Raw genomic sequence first — 12,609 nt, 5'->3', positions numbered from 1 at the left:
GGGATCGAGCAAGCGGTCCTCGATGGCCGCCGTTGCGGATGGCGCGCAACAGCCGGTCCTGATCGTCGACGGCGAGTTCGGCCCCTACGGAGAGGAGCGTCGAGAGGCCGGCGGCCTTGGCGAGATCCCACCAGTGATAATCGACGCCATCTTCAAGCCCGGCATAGCCCTGCGTGTCGGTGCCGGGCTGGCGTTCGAGCACGATGGAGCGGCCGTTGGGCAGAATGAGCCTGTTCCAGACGAGCAGGACACGGCGCTGCCCGAACTGCACGTTGTTGTCGTACTGGCCGATGATACGTGTGCCCTGCGGCACGAGCAGAATGCGCCCCGTGGGGCTGTCGTAGATATGTTCCGTGACCTGCGCGGTGATCTGGCCGGAAAGTCGGAACGGATGCCGGTGATGAGCGCGGCCGATATGACCGCCCCGGCCTGAAGCACGAAGGGCGATGCCGGCGGCGTGACGCGATCGGGCGTGACTGTGCGCCGGTCGGTCGCGGCGTTGAGGAAGGCGAGCTGCCTGTCCTGCGCCGTGGGTTGGGCCTGCGGCCCACCGAGATCAAACCCGGGAAGGCCCGGCATGGCGGTTCCATTGGTTCCGACTGGCGCGGGTGCCTGCCAGGTCTCCGAGAGTTTGTTGAGACGCCGCATCGTCGCTCACCCGAACCGCGCGAGCGAAAGGCTCCAGCGACTTTTACCGAAGCAGGATCGCGGGAGCCTTTCCTGGGAGGCGTAGGGGTGGGGTTCGCTCTCCAAGGATTCGATCGCCTTCAGCGTGCGAGTGTCGCCACGCGGTCTAGGGCGGTGCCGAACCCTTGGAGCGAGATGGAGAACGGCGTGGCCGCGCCGCCGTCGGCGGTCGCCTTGATCTTCAGGGCCGTGCCGGCACGAAGAGCGACGATCGTCGCCGCGTCAAAGCTGATATTGACGAGGCAACCGGCCGGGACGCAGGTGCGGAAACGAACCGGCTGCATCGCCGGCTTGTCGTCGATCTGGAAGATCACGCCGGAATCGAGCGCCAGTCCGAACGGCAGGACGAGCGTGCCAGAGACGGTGTTGCCGGCCGGGGCACCAAGTTCGATGGCAAGCACGCGCTGACCATTCTGGTGCGCCTGGGCCTGCGACATGGCGCATTGCTTCGCCGTGCCCTTCTGGGCGCAGGCGACGCGCCAGTCGCGATAGGTTTCGTTGAGCGAGGACGCGCCGCCCGGCAGGGTGGAGGTTCCTGTGGCCTGAGCTTGAGCGATCTCGAACCGTTGCGGGGCCGGATCGGCAAGCAGGCCCTTGGTCGAGGCGGCCAGCGCCTCGTCGGGAACGGCGATCCCCGGCATGGCATAGAGCGCTACGCCTCCGCCGAGCAGGAGCGTTGCGACCGTGGAAAAACCGAGAACACGTTTCTTGCTCATCATGCGAGCGCCTTTCGTTCGTTGGCGCGCTGCGCGTTGAGGTCGAGCAGGTTCTGAAAGCTCTGTCGCGAGGCGAGATGAAGGGTTACGAGGTCGAGCCAGCCCTTGGAGTGCCAGTCGGCGAGGGTCTTGGCTGAAAGCGCGCGATACGCTTTCTCATCAACGGCGTAGAAGCCGTTTACATGATGCTGTGATCCATCGGGGAGCCGGAAGTCGGCATGATAGGGCTCGAGCACCTTGGCTTCCATCAGCGCCCGACCGAAGGCGACTGTGCGGGTATAGTCTGTGTGATAGGCTTGGCAGAACGCCATGGCCGACTGCGCTGTCGCCGTTGGTCCGCCAGCTTCTTTAAACACGCGCTCGGCGTCGGGATGCTCGGACACCGATGGGACATAGCGCTCAGAGGCGCGATCGACGGTGAGCATTTGCTGCGACTTGTCTGCGGTCTCGGTGACGATGAAGGGGTAGCGGCGGATATAGGCCGGCACGTAGCTGCCCGCCTTCCAGCCTCCGTCCTGTTCGACGAAGAGGTTATAGTCGCGCCGGATGCCGACCAGGGCGATTGGCGAGGCTTGCTCATCCATCGCGAAGACGATCGGAAAGTGACGCATGGCGGCGGCGAACTCGCCGATGCAGAGCGGAATGGCAACGGCCTTGCGCGTGAAGCCGAAATGGCCGGTCGGCGCGAGGCCGACATCGCCGTGCTCCTCAAACCGAAGGAGAACGGGGTCCCTGTAGAAAAGCGGGAGTGGCTGGACGTCAGCAGGCATGGTCATGATCACCCTGAAATTTGTCGAGGCGCAAGGCACCACGATTGTTGAACCCGGCCCGCCGCGTCAGCGCAGCGGGCCTTCTGTTATCGATTGGCCGCGTGCCTCAGAACTTCACGTTGAAGTTTGCCCTGAAGGACTGGTCGGCGAGGTCGTCGCCGAACTGGCCCGAATAGGAGACGCCGACGCCTGCGAATGGCGAGATCGCATAGTCGAGGCCGACTTCGACGACCGCGGCGTCACGAGCGATCGGTACACCGGCGATCGTGAAGGTGTTGCCGCCACCGAACTGCATCGCCGTCTCGGAGGCGACATCACCGAAGGCGTGCCGCCAGCCGAGCATACCCTTCGCTGTCAGGCTGGCCCCGTTCAGGTCGAACGTGGTCGAGGCGCGCAGGCCGAGCGTGGTGAAGGTCGTATCGGTCGAGCCATTTGCCCCCGACAGCGCCGCAACCCCGCCCTTCTCTGTGAACCCATCCGTATCGAGGCCCACATAGGCGAGGTTGGCGAAAGGCTCGAAGGCGACGCTGCCAAGGGCAACGCGGTACCCGAGTTCGCCGAACGCCTGCGTGGTGCTGGCGTTGTAGTCGCCCTTCAGGCTGTCGCTGACGCCGGTGAAGGACACGTTGCGCGAGGTCGAGATGTCGTGCCAAGTGTACGCGACGCCGGTGCGCAGGGCGAGATCTCCCCAGGTCGTGCCGCCGTAAAGCCCGACATGGTAGTTGTCGCTCGAGCCCGAAGAGAAGCGATCCTTCACGTCGAAGCTGGTGCTGCTGTAGCCCGCGACCGCGCCGAAGCGCCAAGTGTCGAAGACGGGAGCGTCGGCGCCGATGAAGAAGCCGCCGGTTGAACGGCTGAGGCGCGCGGCATTGCCGTCGCCGTTGGTATGCCCCCATGAGCCGAAGCCCTGGCCCCAGAGCGCGAAGCGATCCGTGGTCGCCGCCGCCTGTAGCCCGCCATCGCCATAGGTCGTGACCGTCCCGCCGGAAGCGCCGACGCCGTCGAAGGCGGCGCGGATGCGATCATTGACGGCGTTACGCAGGAAGCGGCTGTCTTCGATCATTGCGGTCTTTGCCGAGGCATGGACTTCGCCGGAAAGCTGGTCCAGAGCGCCGGACACCTCGGCGTTGGAGAGGTTCAGCACCGCCGTGTACAGACTGCCGCTATCCAGCGAGAAAACACCGTTGCCCGCTGCGCATTGATTGGCCGTCATCCCGGTGAGGCAGAAGCCCGCCGTCGCAAGAGAGGACGTCAGGAAAACATTGTTCGCATCATAGCCGAGTGCGAAATTGAGGAAGGCGTAGTCATCGGAGATCGCGTCAAACGTTCCCGTCACGCCACCCGCCGCCGTCAGGATGGTATAGGTGCCGGGCGTGTAGGTCGTGCCGTCGTCGGTTCCGTTTTCGGGCGTCACATGCACCGTGCCGCCATTGATCGTGGCTTTACCGGTGGCGTTGACAAGATCGTTGTTGGTGCCAGCGACAAAACCGCCATCGTCGAGTTCAACCGTGTAGGTCGAACCGGCATCAAGGGTGATGTTGACGACGTTGAGCGTGCCGATGGAGTTGCCGGGCGCCAGCGTGCCGCCCGACGCGATGGTGACGTTGCCCAGCGTGCCGGAGCCGCCCAGCGTGCCGCTGGAGAAGTTTATCGTGCCGCCGAGCGAGCCGTTGATGGTGAGCAGACCCGCTGCAATATCGGTCGTGCCCGCATAGGCCGAGCTGTTTCCGGTCAGGATCAGTTCACCCGCACCGGCCTTGGTCAGCGCACCGCTGCCGGAGATCACACCGGCATAGGTGCCGGTGCTCGTCTGGTCGAAGGTCAGCGCAGCGTTGTTGACGATATCGCCTTGCAGGCTCGTCGTGTTGCCAACCAGAGTGCCGCCGGAAATGGTCGTGCCGCCCGAATAGCTGTTGGCGCCGGTCAGGATCAGCGTACCGAGATCGGTCTTTTCCAGCGATCCGGTCCCGATCAGGCTGGAGGAGATGGTGGTGGTATAGCCTGCACCGGCCGCCGTGCCGTCACCGACACGGACGGTCGCGGCTCCGGCTAGCGTCAGGTCGTCGCCGGCGACGGTGTAACCATCGGCGGCGAACTGCATGGCAGAGGTTGTGACCGCGCCGCCGGTATTGTCGATGATGACGGTTCCACCCGTTCCCTGGAACACCTGCAGCACGCCGGCATTGAAAGTGCCATTGGTGGTGCCGGTGGTATTCGTCCAGTTGGTGTCGGTGGCGTTCCACGTGCCTGAGCCGCCATCGATAGCGCCATTGGCAGTCAAGTTGGCACCGTCCCAGAATGACAGGCCCGACGGTCCGCTGACGATGAGGTTGATCTCACTGGCGACCGAAGTCTGCACGGTAAGGTCGCTGGCAAGGAAATCGGCGGGCCTAGTGCCGATATCGAGGCCATTATCGGTCAAAGCACCACTATAGTTGATGAGACGATAGACACCCGCTCCGAAGCCTCCCGCATCGGTGACATTGAGCGTGCCGTCAAGGGTGAGGCCACCGCCAACCACGATCAGGTCGCTATCCACACCCGCCGTGCCAGTGGGGCCGCCAAGCTCGAAGTTGAGTGACGAGCCAGAGGCAAGCAAAAGGTCGCCGCCGATGGTCAGCGTGCCGGGGCTGTTGCCGGCGGCGATTGCGCCGTTCGTAACGGAGACATTGCCCGACAGCGTGCCCGAACCGCCGAGCGTGCCGCCCGATATGGTCACCGCGCCGCCGAGCGAACCATTCACAGCCAGAAGACCCGCTGCGAGATCGGTTGTTCCCGCATAGGCTGAGCTGTTTCCGGTCAGCGTTAGCGCACCCGTGCCGGATTTGGTCAGCGCGCCGGTGCCGGAGATGACGCCAGCGAAGGTTCCAGCCGTGTCCTGGTCGAAGGTCAGCGCAGCGTTGTTGGCGATGCCGCCTTGCAGGCTCGTCGTGTTGCTGATCAGCGTGCCCGCCGAGATCGTCGTGCCGCCGGTGTAGGTGTTGGCGCCGGTCAGGGTCAGTGCGCCCGCGCCGGCCTTAGTCAGTGTGCCAGTGCCGGAGATGACGCCTGCGAAGGTGCCGGCGGTGCCCTGATCGAAGGTCAGTGCAGCGTTATTGGCGAAGTCGCCTTGCAGGCTCGTCGTGTTGCCGATCAGCGTGCCCGCCGAGATCGTCGTGCCGCCGGTGTAGGTGTTGGCGCCGCTCAAGGTCAGTGCGCCCGCGCCGGCCTTGGTCAGCGCGCCAGTGCCGGAGATGACGCCTGCATAGGTGCCGACGATGCCTTGATCGAAGGTCAGTGCTGCGTTGTTGGCGAAGTCGCCTTGCAGGCTCGTCGCGTTGCCGATCAGCGTACCCGCCGAAATCGTCGTGCCGCCGGTGTAGGTGTTGGCGCCGCTCAGCGTCAGTGCGCCCGCGCCGGCCTTGGTCAGCGCGCCAGTGCCGGAGATGACGCCTGCATAGGTGCCGGCGGTGCCCTGATCGAAGGTCAGTGCTGCGTTGTTGACGATGTCGCCTTGCAGGCTTGTCGCGTTGCCGATCAGCGTGCCCGCCGAAATCGTCGTGCCGCCGGTGTAGGTGTTGGCGCCGGTCAGAACCAGCGTGCCGAGGTCGGTTTTGTTGAGTGAACCAGCACCTGTGAGGTTGGAGGCGATGGTGGCGGTGAACGCCGCCCCGGCGCTTGTGCCGTCGCCGACACGGAAGGCCGTCGCACCAGTGAGCGCGATGTCGTCGCCGGTAATCGTGTAGCCGTCTGCGGCGAACTGCATGCCGGCGGAGGTGGAAATGGCGCCCGCGCTGTCGTCCACCGTCACCGTGCCCGCCGTTCCCGAGAAGATCAGCAACACCGATGGATCGAAAACGCCGTTGACGCTGCCGTCCGCAAATGTCCAGTTATTGCCGGTTACGCTCCATGTGCCCGACCCGCCATCTACGGCGTTGTTGGCGCTGGTATTCGCACCATCCCAGAAGGAGGCGAACGGCGCATTGACCAGCAGGTTCACCTGATTTGCCGTCGCCGTCTGCACGGTGAGGTTGGAGCTGCCGAAGCCATTCGGCGCATCGCCAATCTCGAGCCCGTTGTCGGTGAGCGTACCGTCGTAATTGACAAGGCGATAGAGACCGGCTCCGAAACCGCCTGCATCGGTGACGTTTAATGTCCCATCGAGCGTGAGATTGCCGCCGACATTGATGAGATCGCTATCCACACCCGCCGTGCCGGAGGGGCTGCCCAGCTCGAAATTGAGAGACGAACCAGAAGCAAGCGTAAGATCGCCGCCGATGGTCAGCGTTCCGGGGCTATTGCCGGCGGCGATTGCGCCATTGGTGACGGAGACAGAGCCCGCAAGCGTGCCCGAACCGCCGAGCGTGCCGCCCGATACGGTCACCGCGCCACCGAGCGAGCCGTTCACGCTCAACAATCCGCCGGTGATGGTCGTTGTGCCGGTAAAGGCGGAACTGTCGGCCGTCAGATTGGTGACGCCCGCGATCTGGTTGATCGTTCCGGAGCCGGAGACTGCCGCGTCGAAGTCATAGGCCGTTGCGGTATGATTGAAATTAAGAATGCCGGTGCCAGTGCCGAAGGCAAGCGTCGCCGCTTCGAGCGTTCCCGCCGCTGCCGCCGCGTCGGTCGCCGCCGCACCGATATTGAGCGTGCCGGTGGAGCCATCTGCAAAGGCAATGGCCACCGCGCCACCGCCCGAAACCACATCGACCGTGCCGCCATCAGCAATCGTGAGCGTGCCGGTGCCGTCGCTGCCGATGCGCATGTTTCCCGAATTGGTCCATTTGGAACCGGTGCCGGTCACCGTCACCGTGCCCGTGCTGCCGGTATTCGTGCCGATGACGCCAATGGCATTGCTCACAGAGCCGCCGTCCGCGATGGTCAGCGTGGCGGTGCCGTCGAAGCCTACGGACAGGCCCGAGGAATTCGTCCAGGCGGAACCCATGCCGGTCACCGTTACCGTGCCGGTGCCGACGGAGCCAATGAAGCCAGCGGTGTTGTTCACCACGCCGCCGGCAGCAATGGTCAGGGTGCCCTCACCCTCGCTGCCGACGAACAGGAGCCCGGCATTGTTCCAGGAGGAGCCGGTACCGTTCACCGTTACCGTGCCGATGCTGCCGGTGCGGCTGCCGATGCTGCCGAAAGCGTTGCTCACAGAACCGCCGCTTTCGATGGTCAGCGTAGCGGTGCCGAATTCGCCGACGGTCAGGTTCGAGGAATTGGTCCATCTGGAACCGGCGCCGGTCACCGTCACCGTGCCCGTGCTATTCGACCCGCCGCCGATGCTGGCACTGGTGTTGCTTACAACGCCACTATCGGCAATCGTGAACGTGCCGGTGGCGGCATTGCCGGACGCGCAGCTCCCCGGTATTGATCCAGGTGGAATTGGCGCCGGTCACCATCACCGTGCCGGTGCTGCCGCTTTCGTTGCCGAGGAAGCCAGAGCTGCTGCTCACCGCGCCGCCATCGGCAATCGTCAGCGTGCCCGCACCCTCGTTGCCGACAGTCAGTGCGGTATTGGTCCAACTGGAATCGGTGCCGGCCACTTTCACTGTGCCCGTGCTGCCGACGCCATCGCCGATGAAGCCAGACTCGTTGCTCACCGCGCCGCCGTCCTCGATGGTCAGCGTACCGGTGCCTTGGTTGCCAACAAACAGGCTCGAGGTATTGGCCCAGGTAGAGTTCTCGCCGGTTACCGTCACCGTGCCCGTGCTGCTATCGCTGCCGATGGTGCCAGAGGTGTTCTCCACCAAGCCGCCGTTCGCGATGGCCAGCGTGCCAGCGGCGGCCAAGTTGCCGACGGAAAGGCTCCCGTTATTGGTCCAGATGGAATTGGCACCGGTCACTGTCACCGTGCCCGTGCCGCTGATGGAGGCACCAATGAGGCCAGTTCCGTTGCTGACCACCGCGCCGCCGTCAGCAATGGTCAGCGTGCCTGCTCCTTCGCCGCCGACGGTCAGGGTTCCGGAATTGGTCCAGCTGGAGCCGGTGCCGGTTACCGTCACCGCGCCGGTGGAGCCGACCTCTCTGGCGATGAAGCCGGTGACGTTGCTCACCGCGCCGCCATCCGAGACGGTTAGCGTGCCGTTGCCTTCAAAACCGACGGTCAGGGTCCCGGAATTGGTCCAGGTAGAGCCGCTGCCGGTCACGCTCACCGTGCCCGTGTCACCGTCGAAATCGCCGATGATGCCAGTGGCATTGCTCAGCGCGCCGCCTTCGATGCTGAGCGTGCCGCCGTTCACGGTCACCACGGAGCCACCGAGCGCGTTACTCACCACCAGCGTGCCGCCGGTGACGTTTGTATCGCCGGTAAACCCGGAGCTATCAGCCGTCAGATTGGTGACGCCCGAAAGATGGTTGATCGTAGCAGTGCCTGCGCCAGAGGTGATTACCGCGTCGAAGTCATAATCCGTTCCCGTATGGTTGAAGACCAGCGTGCCGGTGTCAGCGCCGAAGGCAAGTGTGGCAGCGTTCAGCGTACCCGCGCTTGCCGCCGCCCCCCCCCGCCGCCGCACCGATATTGAGTGTGCCGGTGGAGCCAGAACCAGCGGCAATGGTCACTGTGCCGTTGCCCGAGTTCGCAGTGACGGTACCCCCATCGGCAATGGTCAGCGTGCCGGTGCCGGAGTTGCCGATGATTATGTTTCCGGAATTGGTCCAGTTGGAATTGGCACCAGTCACCATCACCGTCCCCGTGCTGTTGTCGGAGGTACCGATGAAGCCACTGGTGCCGGAGCCACTGATATTGCTGCTCACCGTGCCACCGTCCGCGATGGTCAGCGTGCCGGTGCCCGAGCCGCCAACGCGCAGTCCCGCGGAATTTGTCCAGATGGAACCTGTACCGGTCACTGTCACCGAGCCGGTGTTGCCGTCTTCTTGTCCGATGATGCCAAGGGTGTTGCTCACCGCGCCGCCACTTTCGATGGTCAGCGTGCCGTTGCCAAAATTGCCAACGGTCAGGTTTAAGGAATTTGTCCAGCTAGAATCGGCGCCGGTCACCGTCACCGTGCCCGTGCCGCCGGTGGAATCGCCGATGCTGCCAGTGGTGTTGGTCACCGCGCCACCGTCCGCAATGGTCAGCGTGCCCGTACCCCCGTTGCCGACGAACAGATCGGAATTAGTCCAAGAAGAACCAGCGCCGGTCACCGTCACCGTGCCCGTACCGCCGTCGTTATCGCCGATGATGCCAGTGATGTTGCTCACCGCGCCGCCGCTCTCGATGGTCAACGTGCCCGCGCCCTCGTTGCCGACACGCAGGAACCCGGTATTGGTCCATTCGGAGCCGGTGCCGGTCACCATCACCGTGCCGATGCCCGAGCCGCCGTTGCCGATGAGACCAGTGACGTTGTTGACCGCGCCGCCGTCCGCGATGGTCAACGTGCCCGCACCCTGATTGCCGACGAACAGATTTCCGGAATTGGTCCAGGTGGAGTTCGCGCCCGTCACCGTCACCGTGCCAGAGGATTCGCTAACTCTGCCGATGAAACCAGTGGCGTTGCTCAGTGTGCCGCCTTCAATGCTGAGCGTGCCGCCGTTCACGGTCACCACGGAGCCACCCAGCGCTTTACTCACAACCAGTTTACCGCCGGTGACGTTTGTATCTCCGATAAAGCCGGAGCTGTCGGCGGTCAGGTTGGTGACGCCAGCGATCTGGTTGATCGTGCCATCGCCGGTGATTGCGGCGTCGAAGTCGTAACCGGCATCGGTATGATTGAAATTGAGCGCGCCGGTGCCATCGCCAAAGGAAAGTGTGGTCGCGTTCAGCGTACCCGCCGCCACCGCCGCGTCACCCGCCGCCGCGCCAATATTGAGCGTGCCGGTGGAGCCACTTTCATTGGCAATGACCACTGGATTGTTATTCGCATTGACCGTGCCGCCGTCAGCGATCGTGAGCGTGCCGGTGCTGACATTGCCGACGGTCAGGCTCGAGGAATTGGTCCAGATGGAACCGGCGCCGGTCACCGTCACCGTGCCCGTGCCGCTGTTGTCGCTGCCGATGATGCCGTCGTCGCTGCCGATGATGCCAATGGTGTTGCTCACCACGCCGCCGTCCGCGATGGTCAACGAGCCGGTGCCCTCGTCACCGACGAACAGGAACCCGGAATTGGTCCAGGAGGAACCAGTGCCGGTCACCGTCACTGTGCCCGTGCCGATGCTGTTGCCGACGCTGCCGGTGCTGTTGCTCACCGCGCCGCCGTCCGCGATGGTCAACGAGCCGGTGCCCTGGTTGCCGACGATCAGATTCCCGGAACTGGTCCAGGTGGAGTTCGCGCCTGTCACCGTCACCGTGCCGGCGGAACCGGTAAGTGTGCCGATGAAACCATTGGCGTTGCTCACTGCGCCGCCATCCGAGATGGTCAGCGTGCCGGTGCCGCCTAAGCCGATGTGCAAGGCATCGGAATTGGCCCAGGTGGAACCAGTGCCGGTCACCGTCACCGTGCCACCGTCGGAATCGCCGATGCTGCCGAAAACGTTGCTCACCGCGCCGCCGCTCTCGATGGTCAGCGTGCCGGTGCCGGTATCGCCGACGGTGACGTTATCGAACGTCTCGGTAGTCGTGATGGTTTCCACCGCGCCGCCATCGACGATCTTGTCCGCCGCATGGGCCGCAATCGAGGCGATACCCACCAGCGCCGTCGAGGTCATCAACGCAGCAAGGAGAATGCTTCGGCTTTTCAAAATCGGGGTGCTGCTCACAAGAATTCCTTCGGGCACACGGTGTTCAATGCCGTTCCGGCCCACGCAGCGCCCAAAAACTGCGCGCGGACCCACAGCCGCGCGCAAGCAACAGGGTGTCAGCCTGCGCGCATTCTTGCCTCGATAAGCGGTGTTCTGGGGAGCGCACTACGGGGGCAGGCGGTGTTTGCACCCAATGGCAGTAGAGATGCACGCAACGTCAGTTGGCGCGTCGAGCCGCGTCATCGGCGTATCGATTTTCGCCGACAGGTCATTGGCTGATAAGCAAAAATCCGCGAATCGAAGCGAGAGTAAGGTACGCCCGACAGCTAGCCGGCCGGATCACTTTCGGGTGCCGCACCACTCCAGAAGAGTGTCGGCAACGCTCATGACCGGGCAGGTAAAAAACAGCGACGTGGCCGCAGCGGGAACGAGCAGGAATTCGCCGGCATAGGCGGCACCGCCAGCATGGCGGCGCGTGCAAACGCACTTCTGCGCACCAGGCGCAGGCGTGGCCTGATCAACAGCAAAGCAAGCGCGACCAGAACCAATCCGTTACCGAGCGTGAATCCTCGTTCCCTGCTCGTCGAGAGCATGAGGGGTTACCCCGAGAGGACGCGGAACAATCCTTGGATTGACGACCGCTTGTTGGCTTCATCAGGCCGCTGTAGATGACCTCACTGGAAGAATCGTCGATGATGTACTTTATTTGGGAGTCGACATGCTTATTGAAGTTGTCCTGCCGATCATTTTGACCGTCATCATGTTTTCGCTGGGGCTCGGTCTCAGACCGCGTGATTTCGCGCTTATAGCGGCACAGCCCAAAGCCTTCAGCATCGGCGCAATGAACCAACTGATCGCGGTTCCCCTCGTGGCCTTCGCACTTGCGAAGCTTTTCGATCTGCCAGCAGGGGTGGCGCTCGGGCTTATGATCCTGGCAGCGTGTCCGGGAGGCGTCCTGTCAATGCTGCAGCCAAGTTTGCCGAAGGCAACGTCCCGTTGTCCATCTCGCTCACCGCGGTGATCTCGCTGGTTTCCATCGTCACATTGCCGCTGGTGGTGGCGTTGAGCGCCGCCCATTTTCTCGGCGCTGAGGCGCCGCCCATCAACGTCACGGCTCTCGGGGTTCAGGTATTCCTGCTAACGGCGCTCCCCGTCGGCCTTGGTATGGTATTGACCCACTCTTCCCCTCGCTTTGTCGAAACGGCTTCTCCCTGGATCTCCCGCCTTGCCTTCTGGCTTTTCCTTATTCTGATTCTGGCCGCCATTGTCGCCAATTGGGATGTGTTCGCGCTCAACATTTGGTCTCTTGGGCCCGCACTTGTCGCACTGAATGCAATCCTGCTCGCCATCGGTTTAGTCACCGCCGATGTCGCGGGGTTGAGTGCAAGGGACGCAACAACCATCGCAATTGAGTCAGGAACCCAGAATGGGTCTCTGGGGATTGCGGTGGGACTGCTGGTCGCCGGTACAAGCGCCGGCTTGCCCGACACAACCGTGCCTGCCGTCATCTATTCGATTACTGCCTGGTTACTGACCATGCCCTTCGTCATCTGGAGGCGCGGCCTTGCGTTACGACGTGATGTCGAGGCGGTCGTTTCCACGTAGTACCGTGGCTGTGGCTATCTAACTCGCTGATTTCCTCGGTGGAGGTATGACCGGCCGTGTTGCTGGAAGGAAACCTCGCCCGTTCAAGAGTTGTCCGACCAATGTTCCGTCGGCTATAGCGCGGTGGCAGGACCGTTCGATTGTCGGCGCCCGTCAAAGGCAATTGGCGCAGG

The 12,609-nt window shown here is 63.6% G+C and carries 5 protein-coding genes and 2 pseudogenes; 1 reads left to right on the top strand and 6 read right to left on the bottom strand.

Annotated features, from left to right (window positions below):
• Positions 1 to 25 precede the first annotated feature (25 nt).
• The 6 genes and pseudogenes from JN302_RS23580 to JN302_RS23555 all read right to left on the bottom strand — a co-directional run.
• Positions 26 to 588, bottom strand: a pseudogene (locus JN302_RS23580) (TrbI/VirB10 family protein); the annotation flags it as partial.
• A gap of 179 nt (positions 589 to 767) precedes the next feature.
• Positions 768 to 1,403: an invasion associated locus B family protein gene (locus JN302_RS23575; RefSeq protein ID WP_244845843.1), complete on the bottom strand. Its 636-nt coding sequence runs from the start codon at positions 1,401 to 1,403 to the stop codon at positions 768 to 770.
• Positions 1,403 to 2,179, bottom strand: a complete 777-nt coding sequence (locus JN302_RS23570) for a SapC family protein (RefSeq protein WP_202329339.1) — start codon at positions 2,177 to 2,179, stop codon at positions 1,403 to 1,405. The genes JN302_RS23575 and JN302_RS23570 overlap by 1 nt, the downstream gene beginning before the upstream one ends.
• Before the next feature lie 100 nt (positions 2,180 to 2,279).
• On the bottom strand, positions 2,280 to 7,436 hold the full coding sequence (locus JN302_RS23565; protein ID WP_274609285.1) for an autotransporter domain-containing protein: 5,157 nt from the start codon (positions 7,434 to 7,436) through the stop codon (positions 2,280 to 2,282).
• Between the two features lie 28 nt (positions 7,437 to 7,464).
• Positions 7,465 to 8,706 (bottom strand): hypothetical protein, encoded by a 1,242-nt coding sequence (locus JN302_RS23560; RefSeq protein ID WP_202329337.1) that lies wholly within the window; start codon positions 8,704 to 8,706, stop codon positions 7,465 to 7,467.
• Positions 8,597 to 10,849: a beta strand repeat-containing protein gene (locus JN302_RS23555; protein ID WP_202329336.1), complete on the bottom strand. Its 2,253-nt coding sequence runs from the start codon at positions 10,847 to 10,849 to the stop codon at positions 8,597 to 8,599. The genes JN302_RS23560 and JN302_RS23555 overlap by 110 nt, the downstream gene beginning before the upstream one ends.
• Positions 10,850 to 11,549: 700 nt before the next feature.
• On the opposite strand from JN302_RS23555, the pseudogene JN302_RS23545 reads away from it, so the two are divergent.
• Positions 11,550 to 12,436 (top strand): annotated as a pseudogene (locus JN302_RS23545) (bile acid:sodium symporter family protein).
• The last annotated feature ends 173 nt before the right edge of the window (positions 12,437 to 12,609 follow it).

Source organism: Mesorhizobium sp. L-8-3 (genome assembly GCF_016756615.1).
Classification (GTDB): domain Bacteria; phylum Pseudomonadota; class Alphaproteobacteria; order Rhizobiales; family Rhizobiaceae.
Note: the sequence above shows the minus strand (reverse complement) of the source record. Positions and strands in the feature narration are given on the sequence as shown.